Origin of the sequence: Aquitalea magnusonii (assembly GCF_003202035.1) — a bacterium.
GTDB lineage: Bacteria > Pseudomonadota > Gammaproteobacteria > Burkholderiales > Chromobacteriaceae > Aquitalea > Aquitalea magnusonii.
Genome location: NZ_QJKC01000005.1, coordinates 122,739 through 145,020 on the forward strand (window position 1 = coordinate 122,739; position 22,282 = coordinate 145,020).

Annotated in this window: 19 protein-coding genes and 1 pseudogene; 6 read left to right on the plus strand and 14 right to left on the minus strand. The window is 60.4% G+C overall.

The genetic code is table 11. From position 1 onward, the window contains the following. Positions 1-23 precede the first annotated feature (23 nt). The 5 genes from DFR38_RS07040 to DFR38_RS07060 form a co-directional block, all read right to left on the minus strand. Positions 24-1,298 carry a YeaH/YhbH family protein gene (locus DFR38_RS07040; protein WP_059287232.1) on the minus strand — a complete coding sequence of 425 codons (1,275 nt, stop codon included), beginning with the start codon at positions 1,296-1,298 and terminating at the stop codon, positions 24-26. A gap of 165 nt (positions 1,299-1,463) precedes the next feature. Then, positions 1,464-3,392, minus strand: a complete 1,929-nt coding sequence (locus DFR38_RS07045; protein WP_059287233.1) for a PrkA family serine protein kinase — start codon at positions 3,390-3,392, stop codon at positions 1,464-1,466. Positions 3,393-3,739: 347 nt separating this feature from the next. After that, a complete protein-coding gene (locus DFR38_RS07050) occupies positions 3,740-4,057 on the minus strand; it encodes a PilZ domain-containing protein (RefSeq protein WP_239688809.1) in 318 nt (105 codons plus the stop codon). Continuing rightward, positions 4,044-4,601 (minus strand): NUDIX domain-containing protein, encoded by a 558-nt coding sequence (locus DFR38_RS07055; RefSeq protein WP_059287234.1) that lies wholly within the window; start codon positions 4,599-4,601, stop codon positions 4,044-4,046. Before DFR38_RS07055 ends, DFR38_RS07050 begins: the two co-directional genes overlap by 14 nt. Further along, the gene (locus DFR38_RS07060) at positions 4,588-5,091 is read right to left on the minus strand and encodes a DUF2062 domain-containing protein (protein WP_158527706.1); all 504 of its coding nucleotides are present in this window, start codon (positions 5,089-5,091) and stop codon (positions 4,588-4,590) included. Before DFR38_RS07060 ends, DFR38_RS07055 begins: the two co-directional genes overlap by 14 nt. Positions 5,092-5,328: 237 nt before the next feature. On the opposite strand from DFR38_RS07060, the gene DFR38_RS07065 reads away from it, so the two are divergent. Continuing rightward, positions 5,329-7,113 (plus strand): acyl-CoA dehydrogenase C-terminal domain-containing protein, encoded by a 1,785-nt coding sequence (locus tag DFR38_RS07065; RefSeq protein WP_110313195.1) that lies wholly within the window; start codon positions 5,329-5,331, stop codon positions 7,111-7,113. Positions 7,114-7,347: 234 nt separating this feature from the next. Here DFR38_RS07065 and aldA read toward each other — a convergent pair. From aldA to rhmD, 7 genes and pseudogenes are all read right to left on the minus strand, one after another. Then, a pseudogene (gene aldA / locus DFR38_RS07070) lies at positions 7,348-8,759 on the minus strand (aldehyde dehydrogenase). A 71-nt stretch (positions 8,760-8,830) separates the two neighbouring features. Next, on the minus strand, positions 8,831-9,634 hold the full coding sequence (locus DFR38_RS07075) for an HpcH/HpaI aldolase family protein (RefSeq protein WP_082693574.1): 804 nt from the start codon (positions 9,632-9,634) through the stop codon (positions 8,831-8,833). A gap of 9 nt (positions 9,635-9,643) precedes the next feature. Then, entirely contained in the window at positions 9,644-10,411 is a 768-nt protein-coding gene (lra1, locus tag DFR38_RS07080; RefSeq protein WP_059286850.1) for an L-rhamnose 1-dehydrogenase Lra1, read from the minus strand. Between the two features lie 118 nt (positions 10,412-10,529). Then, positions 10,530-11,588 carry an L-rhamnose/proton symporter RhaT gene (rhaT, locus tag DFR38_RS07085; RefSeq protein ID WP_059286849.1) on the minus strand — a complete coding sequence of 353 codons (1,059 nt, stop codon included), beginning with the start codon at positions 11,586-11,588 and terminating at the stop codon, positions 10,530-10,532. Between the two features lie 4 nt (positions 11,589-11,592). After that, on the minus strand, positions 11,593-12,492 hold the full coding sequence (locus DFR38_RS07090; protein WP_110313196.1) for an amidohydrolase family protein: 900 nt from the start codon (positions 12,490-12,492) through the stop codon (positions 11,593-11,595). After that, entirely contained in the window at positions 12,480-12,800 is a 321-nt protein-coding gene (locus tag DFR38_RS07095; RefSeq protein ID WP_059286848.1) for an L-rhamnose mutarotase, read from the minus strand. The genes DFR38_RS07090 and DFR38_RS07095 overlap by 13 nt, the downstream gene beginning before the upstream one ends. Positions 12,801-12,840: 40 nt before the next feature. Next, positions 12,841-14,040, minus strand: coding sequence for an L-rhamnonate dehydratase (gene rhmD / locus DFR38_RS07100; RefSeq protein WP_059286847.1), 1,200 nt, complete (start codon positions 14,038-14,040; stop codon positions 12,841-12,843). Positions 14,041-14,316: 276 nt separating this feature from the next. Here rhmD and DFR38_RS07105 point away from each other — a divergent pair, with 276 nt between their 5' ends. Next, positions 14,317-15,261 carry a LysR family transcriptional regulator gene (locus DFR38_RS07105; protein WP_059286846.1) on the plus strand — a complete coding sequence of 315 codons (945 nt, stop codon included), beginning with the start codon at positions 14,317-14,319 and terminating at the stop codon, positions 15,259-15,261. A 96-nt stretch (positions 15,262-15,357) separates the two neighbouring features. Here DFR38_RS07105 and DFR38_RS07110 read toward each other — a convergent pair whose 3' ends face one another. Both DFR38_RS07110 and DFR38_RS07115 read right to left on the minus strand, forming a co-directional pair. Further along, positions 15,358-16,029: a UPF0149 family protein gene (locus DFR38_RS07110; protein WP_059286845.1), complete on the minus strand. Its 672-nt coding sequence runs from the start codon at positions 16,027-16,029 to the stop codon at positions 15,358-15,360. A gap of 97 nt (positions 16,030-16,126) precedes the next feature. Further along, positions 16,127-17,815 carry an AMP-binding protein gene (locus tag DFR38_RS07115; protein WP_110313197.1) on the minus strand — a complete coding sequence of 563 codons (1,689 nt, stop codon included), beginning with the start codon at positions 17,813-17,815 and terminating at the stop codon, positions 16,127-16,129. A 194-nt stretch (positions 17,816-18,009) separates the two neighbouring features. Between DFR38_RS07115 and DFR38_RS07120 the strand changes: the two genes are divergently transcribed. The 4 genes from DFR38_RS07120 (at position 18,010) to DFR38_RS07135 (ending at position 22,282) form a co-directional block, all read left to right on the plus strand. Further along, positions 18,010-18,414 carry a MerR family transcriptional regulator gene (locus DFR38_RS07120; protein ID WP_059286009.1) on the plus strand — a complete coding sequence of 135 codons (405 nt, stop codon included), beginning with the start codon at positions 18,010-18,012 and terminating at the stop codon, positions 18,412-18,414. A gap of 139 nt (positions 18,415-18,553) precedes the next feature. Beyond that, the gene (locus tag DFR38_RS07125; RefSeq protein WP_059286008.1) at positions 18,554-19,723 is read left to right on the plus strand and encodes an isovaleryl-CoA dehydrogenase; all 1,170 of its coding nucleotides are present in this window, start codon (positions 18,554-18,556) and stop codon (positions 19,721-19,723) included. 153 nt (positions 19,724-19,876) lie between these two features. Further along, complete coding sequence (locus DFR38_RS07130) at positions 19,877-21,475, plus strand: carboxyl transferase domain-containing protein (RefSeq protein ID WP_059286007.1); 1,599 nt, start codon at positions 19,877-19,879, stop codon at positions 21,473-21,475. 12 nt (positions 21,476-21,487) lie between these two features. Next, positions 21,488-22,282 carry an enoyl-CoA hydratase/isomerase family protein gene (locus DFR38_RS07135; protein ID WP_059286006.1) on the plus strand — a complete coding sequence of 265 codons (795 nt, stop codon included), beginning with the start codon at positions 21,488-21,490 and terminating at the stop codon, positions 22,280-22,282.

Below are 22,282 nucleotides of genomic sequence, written 5' to 3' on the forward strand. Positions count from 1 at the left end.
CCCTTGGCGGCCGGCCCTGGCGCTCAGGCGCGCGTGGCTGGCTGGCGTTTGAACAGCTCCCGGAATACCGGATAAATATCGGAGGCCGAGCGGATTTTCTGCATGGCGAAATGCCGCTGGCGTTCCTTGACCTTGAGGTACTCGTACCAGAGGTTTTGCGGCTCGCCTTCGGTGATTTCGATGTAGGCGAAATACTGGCAATAGGGCAGCAGTTGTTCGTCCATGATGCGGCCGCAATTGGCCGAGTCGCTATCCCAGTTGTCGCCATCCGAAGCCTGGGCGGCATAGATATTCCACTCGCTGCCGCTGTAGCGCTTCTTGACGATGTCCGCCATCAGGTTGAGCGCCGAGGACACCACCGTCCCACCGCTTTCACGCGAATGGAAGAAGTCCTCCTCGTTCACTTCCACCGCACTGGTGTGATGGCGGATGAACACCACTTCGATCTTGTCGTAGTTCCGCTGCAAGAACAGGTAGAGCAGGATGAAGAAGCGCTTGGCCATGTCCTTTTTCTGCTCGTCCATCGAGCCGGATACGTCCATGATGCAGAACATCACCGCCTGGCTGGTGGGCTTGGGCTGCTTGATGCGGTTGTTGTAGCGCAGATCAAAGGGGTCGATGAAGGGGATGCTGGCCAGCTTTTCGCGCAGCAGGTGGATGCGCTTGCGCTGGTCGCGCACTTCCAGCGCGCTTTCCTCATCCGACTCCAGCAACTGGTCCAGGTCTTCCTCGGCCTCGCCCAGGCTGGCCAGGGTCGGCGCGGCCATGGCCACCCGCCGCGCCAGTGCGCCACGCAGGGAGCGCACGATGCTGATATTGGCCGGGGTGCCGTCATTGGTATAGCCGGCGCGTACCTGCTTGAGTTCTTCCACCCCCATCAGCTGGGTCTTGATCAGGTTGGGCAGGGCCAGGTCGTCGAAGAACACATTGAGGAATTCTTCGCGCGACAGCTCGAACACGAAGTCGTCCTCACCTTCGCCATCCTGGCTGGCCTTGCCGCCCCCTCCGCCGCCACCGCCACCTTGCGGGCGTTGAATGCGATCCCCCCGGATGAATTCCTCATTGCCCGGATGCACCTGTTCGCGCACGCCGCCCTGGCCGTGGTGAAATACCGGCTCGGAAATATCCTTGACCGGAATGGAGACTTTTTCGCCGCTCTCGATATCGGTGATACTGCGCCCCTTCACCGCACGCGAAACGGCTTCCTTGATCTGCGCCTTGAAGCGGCGCAAGAAACGCTCGCGATTGACCGCGGACTTGTTCTTGCCGTTCAGGCGTCTGTCTATGATGTGGGACATGGCAACCTCGCTGTTGTCTCCTGCGGCCCGGCAGGTCGATCGACACGACCACCGCTTTGTCCACCCGCAGCCATCCGGGCCAAGCCGGACCCTATCCTTTTAGACAGGCCGGACCAGAATCGGTGCCGGACAGCCGCGTGTCGCCACCCGGCTGCCGGCGCTTGCTCAGGAGGACTTGCGCACCCGCAGATACCATTCGCACAGCAGGCGGACCTGCTTGGCGGTGTAGCCCTTTTCCACCATGCGGTTGACGAAGTCTTCGTGCTTCTTGGCATCCTCCACGCTGGCCTTGGCATTGAAGGAAATCACCGGCAGCAGCTCTTCGGTATTGGAGAACATCTTCTTCTCGATCACCGTGCGCAGCTTTTCATAGCTGGTCCAGGTCGGGTTCTTGCCGCCGTTATTGGCCCGGGCGCGCAGCACGAAATTGACGATTTCGTTGCGGAAGTCCTTGGGATTGGAAATCCCGGCCGGTTTTTCGATTTTCTCCAGTTCGCCATTGAGCGAGGTGCGGTCGAAGATTTCGCCGGTATCCTGATCGCGGTATTCCTGGTCCTGAATCCAGTAGTCGGCGAAGGTGACATAGCGGTCGAAAATGTTCTGGCCGTATTCAGAGTAGCTTTCCAGATAGGCGGTCTGGATCTCCTTGCCGATGAACTCGACATACTTGGGCGCCAGATACTCTTTCAGGAAGGTCAGGTACTTCTGCTCCTGCTCGGCCGGGAACTGCTCGCGCTCCACCTGCTGTTCCAGCACATACAGCAGGTGCACCGGGTTGGCCGCCACTTCCTGGTTGTCGAAGTTAAACACCTTGGACAGGATCTTGTAGGCAAAGCGGGTCGACAGGCCATTCATGCCCTCGTCTACCCCGGCATAATCGCGGTACTCCTGCAGCGACTTGGCCTTGGGATCGGTGTCTTTCAGATTCTCCCCGTCATACACCTGCATCTTGCTGAAGAGGCTGGAGTTTTCGGTCTCCTTCAGCCGCGACAGAATGGCAAACTGCGCCATCATCTTCAGCGTTCCCGGTGCGCACGGCGCATTGCCCAGGGAAGAGTTGCGGATCAGCTTGTCGTAGATCTTGATCTCTTCGGTCACGCGCAGGCAGTACGGCACCTTGACGATATAGATACGGTCGAGGAAGGCCTCGTTGTTCTTGTTGTTGCGGAACTGCTTCCACTCCGACTCATTGGAGTGGGCCAGCACGATGCCATCAAACGGGATGGCGCCAAAGCCTTCGGTACCCTTGAAATTGCTTTCCTGGGTGGCGGTCAGCAGCGGGTGCAACACCTTGATGGGGGCCTTGAACATTTCCACGAATTCCAGCAGACCCTGGTTGGCCAGGCAGAGGCCACCGGAGTAGCTGTAGGCATCCGGGTCGTCCTGGGCGTATTTTTCCAGTTTGCGGATGTCCACCTTGCCCACCAGCGAGCTGATGTCCTGGTTGTTCTCGTCACCCGGCTCGGTTTTGGCCACGGCAATCTGCCGCAGTACCGACGGGTAGCGTTTCACCACCTTGAACTGGCCGATGTCGCCATTGAATTCGTGCAGCCTTTTCACCGCCCACGGGCTGGGAATGGTCTTGAGATAACGGCGCGGAATGCCGAATTCCTCTTCCAGAATGGCACCGTCTTCTTCCACATTGAACAGGCCCAGCGGCGACTCGTTTAGCGGGCTGCCTTTCAGGCAATAGAAGGGCACCTGCTCCATCAGCTCCTTCAGCTTTTCGGCAATCGACGACTTGCCGCCGCCCACCGGCCCCAGCAGGTAGAGAATCTGTTTCTTTTCTTCCAGCCCCTGGGCGGCATGGCGGAAATAGGCCACCACCTGCTCGATCACTTCCTCGGTGCCGTAAAACTCGCGGAAGGCGGGATAGACCTTGATGACCTTGTTGGAAAAGATGCGCGACAGACGCTGGTCGTGACGGGTATCCACCAGTTCCGGTTCGCCAATGGCGGCCAGCATGCGCTCGGAAGCCGTGGCATAAGCAGCTGGATCTCGTTTGCAGATCTCCAGATACTCCTGGATGGTGTATTCCTCTTCACGCGTCTTGTCGTAACGGGAGGCGTAGTGGCTCAAGATGTCCGGGTGCATGGCTCTCTCCTGGCTGGTTGCAGGGGCGCGCACGGCGTGCATGGTGCACCCGCATTCCCCTGGCAAAATTAGAGTACTGACTGGTTTTCAGATTCTCTTTTTCTGGGTATAGCACATGCGCCAAGGAGCAAGAATAAAAGCGAGGCAATCAGGACTTTCGGCATAACAGCCCGGTAAGTCACTGAATTTTATTGAGAAATATCTTGATATGACCAAAGAAAAAACTAAGCTGTTAAATTCCCAGCTGGCATTTTAAGAAAATAAATGTTTTAAATCATGCACATACAAAAACATCAGGCAGATGACTCTGCCTGAAAGAATAATGTATCAATTTGCAAGCAGATGTTTCAGCTCTTGCGCTCGATAATGCGCGTGCCGATTTCATAGACCTGCCCGCGCTTGACCTCATTGCAGCGGCGCACTTCCACCTCGGCCTCCAGCGGCTTGCCTGGCAAGCCACCCAGCGCGGGGGCCAGCACGATGACCGACAAGCGCTCACCATGCTGCGGTACATAGGACGAGCGAAAGGCCATGCCGTCTACCGACAGGTCGACACATTCGCCATAGTGGGTTTCGCCGGTGTGCAGCGAGCGGATGCGGGCCTTGCACCCCATCTGCAAGCGGCGCGCGCCACGGCGTTCATGGTAAGGATCAAACGGCGGCACCGGGCAGTCTCCCATCCAGGTAGGCGGCCAGCCAGTGCAGGCCGACAATGGATTTGCTGTCGCAGATTTCACCGGACAGCGCCATCTGCATCACCTGCTCCAGCGGCAGGGTCAGCACCTCGAGAAACTCGCCTTCGTCCAGTTGCCGTTCGCCGGCTTGCAGCCCTTCGGCCAGGTAGTAGCTGATCTGTTCGTTGGAATAACCGATGCAGGGATAGGCCGTCCCCAGATAACGCCAGCTGGCCGCCTGGTAGCCGGTTTCTTCCAGCAGCTCGCGGCGGGCCGTCTGCTCTGGTGCTTCGTCGGGATCGATCTTGCCGGCAGGAATCTCCAGAAACACCCGGCCGGCCGGATAGCGGTATTGCCGCTCCAGCACCAGTTGCCGGTCCGGCGTCAGCGCCAGGATGGCCACGGCACCGGGGTGCAGGATGTACTCGCGGCTGGCATGCGACTCATCCGGCAGCAGTACCTTGTCCTTGTGTACCTTGAGAAAGCCCCCCTCATACACCAGCTCCGACTGCAGTTTCTTTTCAACAAGATCCACGTGCTGCCTTTCTGTTTTTCCAGTTTCGAATCACGGCACAGCGCCAGCCCAGCATCACCAAGACATAGCCGCACAAGGCCAGACCCAGCCCCATGACCAGCAAACCGAGCAAGAGGGGCCAGCCCAGCGACAGCAACCAGTGCGCCAGCTGCAATGCCCACTGCTCAAGCGGCAGCGCCTCCCAGGATGGAGGCTGGCTCATTGTACCTGCAGCCGGCTCACCCAGTAACAGCAGTCCACAGGAATAGGCCAGAAAATAAAGTGGCAGGATGGTGAGCGGATTGCTGTACAGCGTGGCCAGCAAGGCGGCCGGCAGATTGACGCGCAGACACAGCGCCAGCAGCACGGTGGCCAGCCGCTTGGGTGGACCCGGCAGCAAACCGGTGAGCAGACCAAGCGCCACGCCCTGCGCCACCTTGCGCCGCTGCACCGCCCAGCAGGCTGGCTGGTCCAGCCAGCGCCCCAGCCAGCCCAGGCCAGGGCGGCCCAACAGCTGATGCCGGTAAGCACTGAGACGGCGGATTGTTGTTCGCAAGCAACGCATGGCCAGCCACTTTCCCGTTGTCGTAATGCCACACCGCGGGGACGGCGCAGATAAAAGAGGTTGTCAAACGCCGCGGAATAAATTAAACAAGCGTTTGAATTAAGTGGGCGTAACATCACCCCCTGCCCACACCAGCCATTCGACCCGGAAAACCCGGGCAGCGCAACCAACAGGAGAGACCCCATGCCCACATACAAAGCCCCGCTGCGCGACTTTGACTTTGTGCTCAACGAACTGATCAAGGTACAGGACATCATCCCCGCCCTGCCCGGCTACGAGGAAGCCACCCAGGACATCTTCACTTCCTACCTGGAAGCCGCTGCCCAGTTTTGCGAAAGCGAACTGGCCCCGCTGAACCGCCAGGCCGACGAAGAAGGCTGCCAGTTCGACCCCAGCACCAAGGCGGTCACCACCCCGCCGGGCTTCAAGGAAGCCTACAAGCAGTATTGCGAGCTGGGTTTCCCGGCACTGGACTGTGACCCGGCCTATGGTGGCCAGGGCATGCCCAAATCGCTGGCTTTCCCGATCATGGAAATGCAGTGCTCGTCCAATGTGGCCTGGTCGATGTATCCCGGCCTGTCGCATGGCGCTTATGCCGCCATCCACGCCCATGGCACGGCAGAACAGAAAGCCACCTATCTGCCGCGCCTGGTGGACGGCAGCTGGACCGGCACCATGTGCCTGACCGAACCGCATTGCGGCACCGACCTGGGCTTGCTGAAAACCCGCGCCGAACCGAATGGCGACGGCAGCTACAGCATTACCGGCACCAAGATTTTCATCTCGGCCGGCGAACACGACCTGTCCGATAACATCATCCACCTGGTACTGGCCCGTTTGCCGGATGCGCCCAAGGATGTGAAGGGCATTTCCCTGTTCATCGTGCCGAAGTACCACGCCGACGGCAGCCGCAATCCGGTGGCCTGCGGCAGCCTGGAACACAAGATGGGCATCAAGGCCAATGCCACGGCGGTGATCAATCTGGATGGTGCCAAGGGCTATCTGATTGGCGAAGCCAACAAGGGCCTGTCCTGCATGTTCACCATGATGAATGCGGCGCGTCTGGGCTGCGGCATGCAGGGTCTGGGCATTGGCGAAGCCTCGTTCCAGGGTGCGCTGGCCTATGCCCGCGAGCGGCTGCAAATGCGTGCGCTCACCGGAGCCAAATGTCCGGACAAGGCAGCCGACCCCATCATCGTGCATCCGGACGTGCGCCGCATGCTGCTGACCCAGAAAGCCTATACCGAGGCCGGCCGCGCGCTCACCGCCCTGCTCGCCCTGCAACTGGATATCGAGGACAAGCACCCGGATGCCGCCGCCCGCCAGGATGCGGCCGATCTGGTGGCCCTGCTCACCCCGGTGGCCAAGGCTTTCATGACCGACAATGGCTATGAGGCCGCCAATATGGGCATGCAGGTGTTCGGTGGCCACGGTTTCATTCGTGAATGGGGCATGGAGCAACTGGTGCGTGACTGCCGCATTTCGCAGATTTACGAAGGCACCAATGGCATCCAGGCCATCGACCTGCTGGGCCGCAAGGTATTGCTGGATCAGGGCCAGAAGCTGCGCAAGTTCACCAAGCAGATTCACCAGTTCTGCCAGGCCAACGAAGGCAATGACAAGCTGGCCGAATATATCGCGCCACTGAGCAAGCTGATGAAGGATGTGGGCGAAATCACCATGGGCATCGGCATGGCCAGCCTGCAGAACAAGGACGAAGCCGGCGCGGCAGCCAGCGACTATCTGCGCCTGATCGGCCATCTGAGCTATGCCTGGCTGTGGGCGCGCATGGCAGAAGTGGCGCACGCCCGCCTGGGCCAGGGCGATGATGCCTTCTACCAGGCCAAGATTGCCACCGGCCGCTTCTACATGGCCAAGCTCTTCCCCGAAGTGCATACCCTGCTGGCCCGCATCAAGGGCGGTGCTGCGCCGCTGATGGCGCTGGATGAGGAACACTTCGCCTTCTGATTGCTTGTTCGACTCCACTGATACGGCCCTGCGGGGCCGTTTTTTTGTGGGGCGCGGATTGTCGTGACGGAACCGCCCGCACAAAAAAAAGCCCGGAAAACCGGGCTTGTAAATAAAGGAATGAAAAAAAGAGAGCTCGTACTCTCGTTTTTCATTCTAATCAAAACCATTCCGGCCTGCCATGCTTTTTGCATGACCGGCCGGGAAAGCACAGAGGGCGCAGCCTGAGCCCGCTCAGGACTGCAAATAAATCACATGGCTATGGGTGTATTCGTACAGGCCATTCTTGCCATCGGCCCCGCCGATGCCGGATTGGCGGACCCCGGCATGGAAACCTTGCATCGCTTCGAAATTTTCCCGGTTGATGTAGGTCTCGCCAAAATCCAGTTCGCGCATCGCCTGCATCGCCTTGCCCAGATCACGGGTGTAGAGGGATGAAGTGAGGCCGTAGCTCGAGTCATTGGCCAGGGCAATCGCCTCCTCCAGGCTGTCCACCACCTGTATGGGCAATACCGGGCCGAAAATCTCTTGCCGCATGATGTCCATCTGCCCATGACATGCCGCCAGCACCGTGGGCTGGAAGTGGAAACCGGCCCCCAGCTCGGCCACCTGGCCACCGGTAATCAACTGCGCCCCCTCCTGCAGCGCCTGCGCCACCTTGGCCTGCACCCTTTGCAGTGCCTGACGGTTGATCAACGGCCCCATGTCGATATCCGGCCTTGCCAGCGGATCGCCATAGCGGGTTGCCGCCATGGCGCTGGCTATCTTGTCGATGAAAGCATCTGCCACCTTGCGCTCGACATACACCCGTTCGGCACAGTTACATACCTGGCCGGTATTGATGACCCGTGAGGCGTGGATGGCCCTGACCGCCAGATCGAGATCAGCATCGGCCAGCACGATGGCCGGTGCCTTGCCCCCCAGCTCCAGATTCAGTTTGGTGATATGCGGCGCCGCCGCGGCTGCAATGCGCGCACCGGTCGCCACGCTGCCGGTAAAGCTGATCATGTCGACGGCAGCACTGCCGGCCAGCTCAGCCCCGGTCTGTGCCTGGCCATACAGCACATTGAACACCCCGGCCGGCAAAGCTGACTGCGCCACCAGCTGGCTGAACAGATGGCAGTTGATCGGCGTTTCCTCGCTGGGCTTGATCACGATGGTATTGCCGGTCAGCAGGGCCGGTGCCATCTTGCGGGCAATCAGAAAGAAAGGAAAATTCCAGGGTAGGATGCCGGCCACCACACCCAATGGCTTGCGCAGCAGGAATATCTGCTCGCCGGCGCGGTCGCTGCTGATAACCTCGCCTTCAATGCGTCTGGCCCATTCGGCCATGTAGTCCAGGTAATCGGCCGTAAAGTGCACTTCAATGTTGGCCAGCGCCAGGGTTTTGCCTTGTTCTGCGGTAATGGTATGGGCCAGCGCCTCTGCTTGCTGGCGAATCAGCGTGGCAATACTGCGCAGAAATCCGGCGCGCTCGATGGCCGGGCGCGCTGGGCGGCGCGCGCTGCGGCCATCGCCTCGGCCACCTCCGCCGCCGAAGCCTGTGGCGAGTAAGCCAGCAGCGTGCCTTTAGCCGGATTGTGCACCGCATGGTAATCGTGGCCTGCGACAAAATGGCCGTTGATGTAATGCTGCAATTGCAGAATGTCGGACATCAGAATGCTCCTGAAAAGTGATGGTGCTGCCGCAGCGCTGCAATGCCGCCGCCAGCGCTGGGCTAATAAGCACGGCTGCTGCCAACCGGGCCGGGGCAGGCGCGGAAGCGTGCCAGGCTGGCCAGCGCGGCCTGACGCAACAGGGGGATGTCGATGCTGATGGCCATGAAGCTGCAGCCCCACTCGGCATAGCGCCGGGCATCCTGCTCATTGGGCGCCAGAATGCCGCAGGCCTTGCCCTGCTCCAGACAGCAGGCAATGGTGTGGCGGATGCCGTGCTGGACATCGGCATGGCTGGCATCCCCCGCGTGGCCCATGCTGGTGGATAAATCCGCCGGGCCGATAAAGATGGCATCCACGCCGTCCACAGCAGCGATCTGCGCCGCGTTTGCCACGCCGAGGGGAGATTCGATCTGCACCACCAGGCAGAGCGACTGCGCTGCCTGGCGAATGTAGTCCGGTACGGCATCCCAGCGGGCGGCGCGGATCAGCCCGCCGCCGACACCGCGACTCCCCGCTGGCGGATAGTGCATGGCCCGCACCAGGGCCGCGGCCTGCGCCGCCGTCTCCACCATCGGCACCATCAGCGTTTGCGCACCGATATCCAGTACCTGCTTGATCAGCACCGGGTCATGGCTGGGAATGCGTAGCACGGGATGGACCGGATAGGCGGCTACCGCCTGTAATTGCGGCAACAGGTCGGCCAGGGTATTGGGGGCATGCTCGCCATCCAGCAGAATCCAGTCGTGACCGGTGGTCGCCAGGATTTCTGCCACATAAGACGAAGCCGTGCCCGCCCAGATGCCGTACAAGGGAGCAGATGAGGGCAGCTGCCCTAAGGCAGATTTGAAAGGATTCAGCTGCATCGGCAACTCCTATTGCAGATTGACATACATGCCACCATCCACCAGCAGGCTGGCCCCGGTGACATAACGCGCCAGGTCCGAGGCCAGGAATACCGCCGGGCCGACCAGATCTTCCGGCTGCCCCAGCCGCCCCAGCGGGATGCGGTTTTGCATATAGCTGCGCTTGTGCGGATCGGCCAGATCCTGGCGGTTGATGTCGGTTTCTATGGTGCCCGGCAGCAAGGCATTGCAGCGGATGCCAAGCGGCCCCAGCGCAATGGCGCAGGACTGCATCAGCGACAGCAAACCGGCCTTGGTGGGGGTGTAGTGCGTCTGCATGGCGCCGCCCACCAGGGCACTGATGGAGCTGACCGCGATGATGGCGCCGCCCTCGCCCTGCTGCTGCATCTGCCGTGCGGCCGCCTGTACGGCAAAATAGGCCCCGTTGAGATTGGTATTCACCGTGCGGTAATAGGTCTCGCGTGGCATGTCCAGAAAGGCGTGAAAGGGACAGATGCCGGCATTGCTGATAAAGACATCCACTCCGCCCAGCTGCTCCACGGCACCGGCGATCAGCGCGGCACCGGTATCGGGGTCGCCGATATCGCCGGCCAGATCAGCCACCTTGCGCCCCAGAACCTCAATCTGCTGACGCAGGGTCAGGATGTCATCCTCATTGCTGCGGCCGCTGTGGCCCAGCATCACATCCGCCCCATGGCGGGCACAGCCCAGTGCAATGGCCCGCCCTATGCCACGGGACGCCCCGGTAATCACCACTCGCTTACCTGCTAACAACATCGCTTTGTCTCCTCAGGAATACCGGCGATACAAGCCCGATGTGCTACAGCAAACCCTTGATCCCATGCTCACCACCACAGGCCAGGACCAAGGACAAATCCCCTTGTGCCAGCCGCCCTTAATGGTCGGCACTACCAAAACCCACCAGGCCGATGGCGGCAATGATGACCACGATGCCCAGCAACAAGGTGCGGCGGGTTTGCGGCGCCGTGCCACGCCATTCGCCCAGACAGACACCCCAGATATTGGAAATCAGGATGATGAAAGACATGTGCAGCACCCAGGAGCTGGTGGGGTTGTGCAAACGGCTCTCGCCCATGCCGTAGAAGAAGAACTGCAAATACCACAGCAAGCCGCCCAGCGCGCACAGCAGGTAATTGCGCAGCAAGGGGGTATTGCGATTGACGAACTCGCCCAGACTGCGACGGCGCAAGGACAGGCGCAGACACCACAGCGCATTGGTGGTGAGGCCACCGAGCATGATGACGGCAAAGGTCAGGTTGTTCATGAACAGGGAGTTGGCCCCCTGGCTCACTGCGGCCAGTGCCAGTGGCTTGCCCGCGTTGATGCCGTAGCTGAAACAGGCGCTCAGGCAACCGGACACCAGGGCGACGGCGATGCCCTTTTTCATATTGAATTCCTGAACCGCGCTTTGCTTGGTCGCCAGATCGACTTCACGCTCCTTGCGCATGCCGGCCATGCCGCATAACACGATGCCGATCAGCGAGCCCAGCACCCCCAGCAGCACCATCTGCCCGCCGCGGCTGAGCAGCATCTGGCTTAGCCGCAATCCATCCTCGCGCCCGAACAGGTCATTGAACAGCGGCGGCATCAGGGCACCCAGCGCCGAGGTCAGGCCCATGATGATGGACATGCCCAGCGACAGGCCGATATAGCGCATGGCCAGGCCAAAGGTGAGGCCGCCAATGCCCCATAACACGCCGAAGAAGTAAGTCCATCCCAGCGTCGCCCGCTCCGCCGTTTCCAGAATGAAAGCAAAGCCGGGAATGGTCAGGAAAATCGCCAGCCACGGGGCAATCAGCCAGGAAAACAAGCCGCCCAGTAGCCAGAAGTTTTCCCAGGACCACAGCCGGACGCTGCGATAGGGCAGGTAAAAACTGGCGGATGAAAACGAGCCGATGAAATGGAACAACAGACCCAGCAGAATGATGGCCATCTGACTAGCCTCCCAATTGGTAGAAACGCCAGGCGTTGTCGGCAAACATGGCACGCCGCTCATGGGATGCCTCCTGTGCCAGCAAATGGTCATAGGCTTGCCATAGCCGGCGGTAGGAGGTGTACAGGCTGCATACCGGGAAATTGGAAGCAAACATGCAACGTGCACTGCCAAAGGCGTCGATGGCCTCGTACACCAGCGGCCGCAGACTGTCCTCGGTCCAGTGGTGGTCGAGCATGCCGAAACCGCTCAGCTTTACCTGCACATTCGGGCAGGCTGCCAGCGCCCGCATGCCATCGCGCCACATGCGCCAGCCGGCCGGAGCATGGCGATCCACATACATGCCGGCATGGTTCAGCGCAAAGCGCACCCCCGGATAACGCCGCGCCAGCGCAGCGGCCTCCCGCATTTGGGAGGGGTAGATTTGCAATTCGAAGATCAGCTTGTGGCGCTCCAGCAGGGCCATGCCCAGCTGCCATTGCGTCTCGCGCATATAGTGGCGGCCCACGTAGTCGAACTGCGGATCGGCATGGACATTCAGAATCTGCCGCACACCACGCACGCGGGTGGAAGCGGCCAGTTGCCGGGCCAGCTGATCCGCCGCCTGCGGGCTGGCCAGATCGAGAAAGGGCAGCAACACGACGGGCAACTGCTTGCCGGAGAAATCCAGCATCTGCTCCAGTTGCCGGGTTTCCTCCAGCGCATCCGTCGCATTGGCTTCGACATGCACCACCCCGGCCAGCTCGATATCGGCCTGCTCGGCCAGCTGCCGCAAATCTTCCAGCCTGAAATCGCGTGCCAGCGCGGCATAATCTCCCAACAGATTCGGCTGGCGCCGGCTCAGCCAGGGGTACTGCTTGCCTTGCAGCCACCAGAAATGGCAATGGGCGTCTACGATGCGCATGGCGGCCCCTCCCCCGTGCTCAGCACAAACATGCTGTGCAAGCCAACCTGTACCGGCGAAAGGTCCGGCTGGGTCTCCATGATGTCGGCCATATGGGCCCACCATTGCTGCATCACCGGCAGGCTGGGCAGTTCCGCCAGCCTGTCGGGCTGCCGGCAGTACAGCACGGCAAACAAGGCGTCATCATGGTCATCATGAAAAATGCGGTACTCGACAATGCCGGCATCCAGCAGGGCGGTTTTCAGTTCCGGCCAGATGGCGGCATGACGCCGTTGATATTCCTCGGCTTGCCCCGGAAACAACTGCATGCGGAAAGCCAATGTGCAAAGTGCTTGTCCATGCGTCATCTCAGCCTCCCGGAGTGTGCAGGTAGGGGCGGTGCAAGGCGCAGGCGGGATTAAGCTCCACACCGAAGCCGGGCCGATCCAGCCGCGACACGCGCATGCGGCCGTGTTCCGGCACCGGTTCATGCAAGAGCTGCGGGCTGAACATCGGGACGACTTGATCCGCCTGCGGTGCCATCATCAGGAATTCGGCGAAGGGGCTGTTATGCCGGGTGGCGACAAAGTGATAGCTGTACACGCTGGAGCCATGTGGAATCACCAGCGCCTGGTGTGCATCGGCCAGGGCGGAGATTTTCACTAGCTCGGTGATGCCGCCACACCAGCCGACATCGGGCTGGATGATGTCGCAGCAGCCCATTTCCAGCAGCATGCGAAAGCCCCAGCGCGTGGCTTCGTGCTCGCCGGTAGTGCACAACATGCCCGGCGGCAGTTGGCGGCGCAGTGCGGCATAGCCCCAGTAGTCGTCTGGCGGCAGTGCTTCTTCTATCCATTTCAGGCCATATTCTTGTGCCGCCTGCGCCAGCCGGGTGGCGTAGTTCAGGTCCAGGCTCATCCAGCAGTCGACCATCAGCCAAAAGTCCGGGCCTACCCGCTCACGCATGCCGGCCAGCAAGGCCAGGTTTTTTTGCAGGCCCTCCTCCCCCTCTGCCGGCCCATGGTGCAGCGGCATTTTGCCGCCGATGAACCCCATGTCACGGGCCAGATCAGGCCGCGCGCCGGTGGCATAAAACTGTAATTCGTCGCGCACCGCCCCACCCAGCATTTGGTACACCGGTTCCTGCCGCACTTTGCCCAGCAAATCCCACAAGGCCAGGTCCACCCCGGAGATGGCGTTGAGCACCAGGCCCTTGCGCCCGTAAAACAGCGTGCCGTAATACATCTGGTCCCAGATGCGTTCGATATCACTGACTTTGGCCCCTTCGACAAAGCGGGCCAGATGACGCTCGACGATAAATGCCGCCGGCTCGCCACCCGTCGTCACGGCAAAGCCGACATTGCCGGCACTGTCCTCCACCTCCACCACCAGGGTGCCCAGCACATTGATGCCAAAGCTGCGCCGGCTTTGCCGGTAGGACGGATATTTGGACATGGGCGTGGCGATATGGTCGTCTATCCAGTGGCCATCGGCCTGATCGTGATAATCGGCACCGCCACCGCGCAGGGTAAAAGCACGAAGGTGTTTGATAAGCGGGGTTTGCTTCATAAGGTGCTGCTCCAGCGGTAAATGTCGCCATGCAATCTGATCAGACAAAACCAGTATCAGAAATGAATTTGCATGAACATCTTGCGAAATTAATTTCAGCCAGTAATAAAAAACCGATCAAAACAGGACAAGACCCAAAACCGGGAAATATCTTAAATAGCATCGGTCAATATCAGGCCATCCATTACGCCCGACCAAAATGCGGCAGCAGCAAAACTAAGTCATACTCGCCAAACCATCCAATTACATTTAATTAACCGGTGATACCTTCTGCTTATGGATAAAACCACCCACCTGCCATCAGCACAGCACCGCCATTTATTGCAGCGCTTGCGCTACAAGCATTTGCAGATGCTGCTGTTACTGGGCAATAACCAGAACATGAAACGCACGGCGGAAGGCATGTATATGTCGCAACCGGCGGCCAGCCGCATGCTGCAGGAAATCGAGGATATGTTTGACTGCCGGCTGTTCGAACGGCTGCCGCGTGGCATGCTGCCGACGGCGCTGGGCAGGGTGCTGATCCAGTTTGCCACCCTCAGCCTGCACCATCTGGAAGGCTGCATGGAAAAGCTGGCATGGCAAAAGAAGGAAGGATTGGGCTATCTGTCAGTCGGCGCCATCATCGGTGCGGCACCGGCATTGATCATGGAGGCAATTGCCCGTTTGAAACAGGATCGGCCACGCCTGTATATCCGCGTGATGGGCGATACCAGCGACGAGGTGGTCAGCCTGCTGGAGCAAGGCCGCATCGACCTGGCCATTGCCCGGCGCAGCCCGGACATGGCCGATGAGGATTTCTGTTTTTCGCCATTGGGAAATGAAATACTGCGGATTGTGGTGGCTAAAAACCATGCCTTGCTAAAAGAAAACCATATCGAATGGCCAGCGCTGCTGCGCGATTGGCCATGGATATTGCAAGCACCATCCAGTCCGGCACGCATGGCGCTGGAGCAATATCTGCGCGAAGCATGCCTGCCCTTGCCTGGCAATATTATCGAGAGCAATTCGGTTTATGCCATGCTGCAACTGATTCAACGCAGCAATGCGGTGATGCTGTTATCAGAATCCGCCCTGCAGGATTATCTCGACATGGGTATCGTGCAGATCTTGCCGATCAGCGTGAGCATACCGCTGCCGCCTTTTGGCATTTTGACACGCAAGCACGAACCACTCAGCGAAGAACAACGGATATTCATGGCCTATCTGCAGCAGTCTTGAATCATCGACCGCCCATCCAATTGACCAGTAAAAGAAAAAGCCTCCACATGGAGGCTTTCAGGTATGGCATTCACCAGCGCTGGACTGGCAATACAATCAGTTGCTACCGCAGCAGGCCTTGTATTTCTTGCCGCTGCCGCAGGGGCAGGGATCGTTGCGGCCGACCTTGTCGCCTTCACGGCGTACGGTGGCCGGCGCCTGGGCCTTGGCACGCCAGTAGTTGAACACGGCAATCAGTGCCTCGGGCAGCTGTTCCTTGCAGTCGTCCTTTTCCTCGTCGGTAAAGGTGACCAGGTCTTCGCCGTCTTCTTCCTCGAACATGCCGCCCAATACCAGGATAGGCATCAGCAGGTCTTCGAAGCCTTCATCGTCGGCGGCTTCGAACCAGTCGGTATCGACCACGTCCAGCGCATACAGATAGGCATTGCACCAGGGCCAGTAGTCGGCTTCGTCGTCGTCGCTGTCCTCATCGGCGTAGAGGATCAGGTCCAGCTCACGGCCATCGGCCAGCACATGGGCGGTGACATCGAACAGCTTTTGCAACAGGGCTTCCAGCTCGGCCTTTTCATCGGCATTTTCAAAAGCAGGAGCATCACCCAGCACCTCGGCCAGCCACATGGCGCGCTCCGGGGCATCCGGGCCGCTGGCCAATGCCGCGAAGAAACCCTGGACTTCGTCGGGACGCATGGTACTGCCACTGATCGACAGGGGCGTCAGCAACTGTTCCAGCCGGGCCAGATCGGCGTCATTGAATACGATATCAGTCATGGTGCGCTCCTAGCGGTCAGAATGAATTGGCCGCATTGTATCGAAAAAAGCCCCGACACGTCGGGGCCATTTCGCACAAGGCTTGATCCACCTCGCATCAGGCGGTACGGGCATCGCTCAGCCCCAGCTTTTCCTTCATCTGCTGGCGCATGACAAACTTCTGGATCTTGCCGGTAATGGTCATGGGAAAGCTGTCGACAAACTCGATGTAGCGCGGAATCTTGTAATGGGCGATCTGCCCCTGACAGAAGGCACGCATATCGTCCACACTGGCCGTTTCACCATCGCGCAGCTTGATCCAGGCGCACAGTTCTTCGCCAAAGCGGTCGTCCGGCACACCGATGACCTGCACTTCCTGAATCTTCGGGTGGCTATAGAAAAACTCTTCGACTTCACGCGGGTAGATGTTTTCGCCACCGCGTATCACCATGTCCTTCACCCGGCCGACGATGTTGACATAGCCCTGCCCGTCCATCACCGCCAGATCACCGCTGTGCATCCAGCCCGACTGGTCGATGGAGTCGGCGGTTTTCTGCGGGTCGTCCCAGTAACCCAGCATCACCGAATAGCCACGGGTCAGCAGTTCGCCGGTTTCGCCATGCGCCACGATGCGGCCATCGTTGTCGACGATTTTCACCTCCACATGCGGATGCACCAGCCCCACGGTGGACACCCGCTTGTCCAGCGGCGTGTCGGCGCGGCTCTGGAAACTGAGCGGACTGGTTTCGGTCATGCCGTAGCCTATAGTCACCTGCTCCATATGCATCAGGGTGGTCACCCGCTTCATGACTTCGATGGGACAGGGGCTGCCGGCCATCACCCCGGTACGCAGGCTGGACAGGTCGAATTCGGCAAACTGCGGATGATCCAGCAGGCTGATAAACATGGTCGGCACGCCATGCAGCGCGGTACAGCGCTCTTCCTGTACGGCATGCAATACGCTGAGCACATCGAAACTTTCTGCCGGGAACACCATGCAGGCGCCATGGGTGAGGCAGGTCAGCGTGCCCAGCACCATGCCGAAACAGTGGTAGAGCGGCACCGGAATGCACAGCCGGTCATCCGGGCCAAAGCCCATGGCCTGTCCGGTAAAGAAGGCATTGTTGAGGATATTGTGATGTGACAGCGTGGCACCCTTGGGGCTGCCGGTGGTGCCGGAGGTGAACTGGATATTGATGGCATCGTCGAATTGCAGGGTCTGGCCCAGTTGCTGTAAGGCAGCCAGCTCTTGCGGCGTCGGCTCGCTCAGCAAATCGGCAAAACCCAGCATGCCCGACGTGGCCTGCTGGCCCATGCGGATCACCCATTCCAGCCTGGGCATGCGGGCGGCCCTGAGTGCGCCGGGCTGGCTATCGGCCAGTTCCGGCAGCAGGTCCTGCAGCATTTCAATGTAGTTGCTGCTCTTGAAGCTGGGCGAGGCAATCAATGCCCGGCAGCCTACCTTGTTGATGGCGTATTCCAGCTCGGAACGGCGGTAGGCCGGATTGATGTTGACCAGCACCAGCCCGGCCTTGGCCGTGGCGAACTGCGTCAGCACCCATTCGGCATTGTTCTGCGACCAGATGCCGATGCGGTCGCCCGGCTGCAAGCCCAGCCGTAGCAGGCCGCAAGCCAGCCGGTCTACCTGCTGGCGCAATTCGGCATAGCTCCAGCGTATGCCCTGATGCCGCACGATCAGGGCCTGCTGGCTGGCATATTGCTGGCTGGCCTCATCAAACAACTGACCAATCGTTTGCCCGATCAGCGCTTGCTGGCTGGCACCGTGCACATAGCTGGCATGCTTCATTGCTACTGTCTCCTTGTTGTGGTCTCGATGGTCCGCGGTAGCCGCTTCGCGGGGCGGCCGCGTGGCCTCATGGCGCAGAGGTCTTTTTTGCATTAATCCCACAAGTTGACGATTACGTAAACGTAATGTGCCATTCAGGATGAGAAGCCGTGGGAAAAACGCTACAATCCGTATAAATACTGAAAGCAGACATCATGACAGAACAGCAAGTCTTCACCATTTCGGATCTGGCGCGGGATTTTGACGTCACCCTGCGCACCATCCGCTTCTACGAGGAACAAGGCCTGATCGAACCCAAGCGCGATGGCCGCCAGCGCGTGTTCACACGCCGCGACCGGGCACGGCTGCGGCTGATCCTGCGCGGCAAGCGCATCGGCCTGTCGCTGTCGGAAATCCGCGAAATCATAGACCTGTACGATCTGGCCCGCGACGAAGCCAGCCAGTCGCTCAAGCTGCTGCACCTGCTGGTGGCCCGGCGCGAACAGCTGGAAGAACAACGCCGCGACATCGACGTGGTGCTGGCGGAGATCGACGCGCTGGAACAGCACTGCCGTGGCGTGATCGACCAGATGACCACCAAGGCCGATAGCCCGGCCTGAACACCTGCCCTCGTGCAGGTTTTTTTACCACACCATATTGACGCTTACGTAAACGTAATTCAATATTCAAACCAGTAACGCGACCATCACAATAGCCTGTCAGGCACAGCCGCCACGACCGGCACCGAGGAGAAACACCATGTACAGCAGCCTGCGTTTTGACCACGGCGACACCTACGACATGTTGCGCCAGAGCGTGAAGGATTTTGCCGACGCCGAAATCGCCCCGCGTGCCGCGCAAATCGATCAGGACAATCTGTTCCCGGCCGACCTGTGGCGCAAGTTTGGCGAGATGGGCCTGCTGGGCATCACCGCCGAAGAAGAATACGGTGGCGCCAATATGGGTTATCTGGCCCACATGATGGTGATGGAAGAACTCAGCCGCGCCTCCGCTTCGGTGGCCCTGTCCTACGGCGCGCACTCCAATCTGTGCGTCAACCAGATCCAGAAAAACGGCACGGCAGAACAGAAAGCCCGCTACCTGCCCAAGCTGATTTCCGGCGAGCACGTGGGTGCCCTGGCCATGTCCGAACCCAATGCCGGTTCCGACGTGGTCAGCATGAAGCTGCGCGCCGACAAAAAGGGCGACCACTATGTACTGAACGGCAGCAAGATGTGGATTACCAACGGCGGCGATGCCGACACGCTGGTGGTGTATGCCAAGACCGACATCAATGCCGGCCCCAGAGGCATCACCGCCTTTATCGTGGAAAAGGGTTTTGCCGGTTTCTCGCATGGCAGCAAGCTGGACAAGCTGGGCATGCGCGGTTCCAACACCTACCCGCTGTTCTTCGACAACTGTGAAATCCCCGCTGAAAACGTGCTGGGCGGCGAAGGCAATGGTGTGAAAGTGCTGATGAGCGGGCTGGATTACGAACGCGCCGTACTGGCGGCAGGCCCGCTGGGCATCATGCAGGCCTGCATGGATATCGTGGTCCCCTATCTGAACGACCGTAAGCAGTTTGGCCAGGCCATTGGCGACTTCCAGCTGATGCAGGGCAAGCTGGCCGACATGTACGTCAAGCTGTCCGCCAGCCGCGCCTATGTCTATGCCGTTGGCCAGGCGCTGGACCGTGGCGAGAGCGGCCGCCAGACGCGCAAGGACGCTGCCGGGGCCATTCTGTACGCCGCCGAAAACGCCACCCAGATGGCGCTGGACGCCATCCAGTGCCTGGGCGGCAATGGCTATATCAATGAATACGCCACCGGCCGCCTGTTGCGCGATGCCAAGCTGTATGAAATCGGTGCGGGCACCAGCGAAATCCGTCGTTGGCTGATTGGTCGCGAGCTGATGGCCGAAACGCGCTAGGCGCGGGATAAAACGCCTGATGCTGCGTTGCGCCGCCTGGCCGTACCACCTGTACTGTCTGCGGCGGCGCGCCTTGCCTCAGCCGCTTTCTCCGCACGCCTTACTCTGCATTGAAAAAATCTTACGGATCGGCACAAAAACAAGAGGCTCCCTATGCCAGTCATCGAATCCAAATTGTCGCCGCGTAGTGCGGATTTCCAGGCCAATGCCGACAAGATGCGCGCCCTGGTGGCCGATCTGAAGCAAAAGGTTGCCCAGGCCGCACTGGGTGGAGGCGAGGGACCGCGTGCCAAGCACGTAGCCCGCGGCAAGCTGCTGCCACGCGAGCGTATCAACCTGCTGCTGGACCCGGGAGCGCCCTTTCTGGAGCTGTCCCAGCTGGCCGCCCACGGCATGTATAACGATGATGCCCCCGGCGCCAGCCTGATCAGCGGCATTGGCCGCATTGCCGGGGTGGACTGCCTGATCATCGCCAACGACGCCACGGTCAAGGGCGGGACTTACTACCCGATGACGGTGAAAAAGCACCTGCGCGCCCAGGAAATCGCCAGGGAAAACCGCCTGCCCTGCGTTTATCTGGTGGATTCCGGCGGCGCCTTCCTGCCCTTGCAGGACGAAGTGTTTCCGGACAAGGAACACTTTGGCCGCATCTTCTATAACCAGGCCCAATTGTCCGCAGCCGGCATTCCGCAAATTGCCGTGGTCATGGGCAGCTGCACCGCAGGCGGTGCCTATGTGCCGGCCATGTCGGATGAAACCATCATCGTCAAAGAGCAAGGCACCATCTTCCTGGGCGGCCCGCCGCTGGTGAAGGCCGCCACCGGTGAAGTCGTCACGGCAGAAGAACTGGGCGGCGGCGATGTACACACCCGCATTTCCGGCGTGGCCGACCACCTGGCGCAGAACGATGCCCACGCGCTGGGCATTGCCCGCCGCATCGTGGCCGACCTCAACTGGCACAAACAGGGCGTGCTGGACCGCGCCGAGCCCAAAGCACCGCGCCACCACGCCGAGGAAATCTATGGCGTGATTCCGGCCGACCCGAAAAAGCCGTTTGATGTGCGTGAAATCATCGCCCGGCTGGTGGATGATTCGGACTTCGACGAATTCAAGCAGAACTACGGCACTACGCTGGTCACCGGCTTTGCCCGGCTCAATGGCTGGCGCGTGGGCATCATCGCCAATAACGGCATCCTGTTTTCCGAATCCGCCCTCAAGGGTGCGCACTTTGTCGAACTGTGCTGCCAGCGCGGCATTCCGCTGATCTTCCTGCAGAACATCACCGGCTTCATGGTGGGCAAGAAGTATGAAAACGGCGGCATTGCCAAGGATGGCGCCAAGCTGGTCACCGCCGTGGCCTGCGCCAGCGTGCCCAAGTTCACCGTGCTGATTGGCGGCAGCTTTGGCGCAGGCAACTACGGCATGTGTGGCCGCGCCTACAGCCCGCGCATGCTGTGGATGTGGCCGAACAGCCGCATTTCGGTGATGGGCGGCGAACAGGCCGCCGGGGTACTGGCACAGGTCAAGAAGGAACAACTGGGCGATGCTTTCACCGCCGAGCAGGAAGAAGCACTGAAAGCACCGGTACGCGAGCAATACGAACGCCAGGGCCACCCTTACTACGCCAGCGCCCGGCTGTGGGACGACGGCATCATCGACCCGGCCCAGACCCGCGATGTGCTGAGCCTGGCACTGGAAGCCGCCCTGTCCGCGCCCATCGACAAGACACGCTTTGGCGTGTTCCGCATGTAAGGAGCCGCCACCATGCACTACGACACGCTGCAAATCGAACAACAGGGCAAGGTCGCCACGGTATGGATGAACCGTCCCGAGCTGCACAATGCCATGAACGAAACCCTGATCGCCGAGTTGACTGCCGCCTTCAAGGCGCTGCAACTGGACGACAGCGTCAGGGTCATCGTGCTGGCCGGGCGCGGCAAGAGCTTTTCTGCCGGGGCCGATCTGGACTGGATGCGCCGCGCTGCCGGCTATAGCGAAGCGGAAAACCTGGCCGATGCCCACCACCTGGCCGCCATGCTCAAGACCATCTACCGCAGCAAGAAACCGGTGATTGGCCGCATCCATGGCGCAGCCATGGCCGGTGGCACCGGGCTGACCGCCGTGTGCGACATCGCCATCGCCACCGAACACGCCCGTTTCGCCCTGACCGAAGTACGGCTGGGGCTGATTCCCGCCACCATCGGCCCCTATGTGGCCGATGCCATCGGCTGGCGCCAGGCGCGACGCTATTTCCTGTCGGCCGAGCGCATTGATGCCGCCACCGCCGCCCGCATTGGCCTGGTGCACGAAGTGGTAGCAGCCGCAGCACTGGACGAACGCATTGCCAGCATAGCCGCCGAACTGGCCCAGGGTGCGCCGCAAGCCCTGTCCGCAGCCAAGGATTTGCTGTCGGTGCTACACGAGGCCTCGCCCTGGGATGATGATCTGCTGAGCGACACGGCCGGGCGTATTGCCAGCATTCGCGTGGGCCGGGAAGCCCGCGAAGGGCTGGCCGCCTTCTTCGACAAACGTCCGCCTGCCTGGCAACAAGAACAATAA

Coding starts and splice junctions, on each gene's coding strand:
- DFR38_RS07040 (WP_059287232.1), bottom strand. CDS start 1,298: ATGTCCCACATCATAGACAGACGCCTGAACGGCAAGAACAAGTCCGCG.
- DFR38_RS07045 (WP_059287233.1), bottom strand. CDS start 3,392: ATGCACCCGGACATCTTGAGCCACTACGCCTCCCGTTACGACAAGACG.
- DFR38_RS07065 (WP_110313195.1), top strand. CDS start 5,329: ATGCCCACATACAAAGCCCCGCTGCGCGACTTTGACTTTGTGCTCAAC.
- DFR38_RS07075 (WP_082693574.1), bottom strand. CDS start 9,634: ATGCAGCTGAATCCTTTCAAATCTGCCTTAGGGCAGCTGCCCTCATCT.
- lra1 (WP_059286850.1), bottom strand. CDS start 10,411: ATGTTGTTAGCAGGTAAGCGAGTGGTGATTACCGGGGCGTCCCGTGGC.
- rhaT (WP_059286849.1), bottom strand. CDS start 11,588: ATGGCCATCATTCTGCTGGGTCTGTTGTTCCATTTCATCGGCTCGTTT.
- DFR38_RS07090 (WP_110313196.1), bottom strand. CDS start 12,492: ATGCGCATCGTAGACGCCCATTGCCATTTCTGGTGGCTGCAAGGCAAG.
- DFR38_RS07095 (WP_059286848.1), bottom strand. CDS start 12,800: ATGCAGTTGTTTCCGGGGCAAGCCGAGGAATATCAACGGCGTCATGCC.
- rhmD (WP_059286847.1), bottom strand. CDS start 14,040: ATGAAGCAAACCCCGCTTATCAAACACCTTCGTGCTTTTACCCTGCGC.
- DFR38_RS07105 (WP_059286846.1), top strand. CDS start 14,317: ATGGATAAAACCACCCACCTGCCATCAGCACAGCACCGCCATTTATTG.
- DFR38_RS07110 (WP_059286845.1), bottom strand. CDS start 16,029: ATGACTGATATCGTATTCAATGACGCCGATCTGGCCCGGCTGGAACAG.
- DFR38_RS07115 (WP_110313197.1), bottom strand. CDS start 17,815: ATGAAGCATGCCAGCTATGTGCACGGTGCCAGCCAGCAAGCGCTGATC.
- DFR38_RS07120 (WP_059286009.1), top strand. CDS start 18,010: ATGACAGAACAGCAAGTCTTCACCATTTCGGATCTGGCGCGGGATTTT.
- DFR38_RS07125 (WP_059286008.1), top strand. CDS start 18,554: ATGTACAGCAGCCTGCGTTTTGACCACGGCGACACCTACGACATGTTG.
- DFR38_RS07130 (WP_059286007.1), top strand. CDS start 19,877: ATGCCAGTCATCGAATCCAAATTGTCGCCGCGTAGTGCGGATTTCCAG.
- DFR38_RS07135 (WP_059286006.1), top strand. CDS start 21,488: ATGCACTACGACACGCTGCAAATCGAACAACAGGGCAAGGTCGCCACG.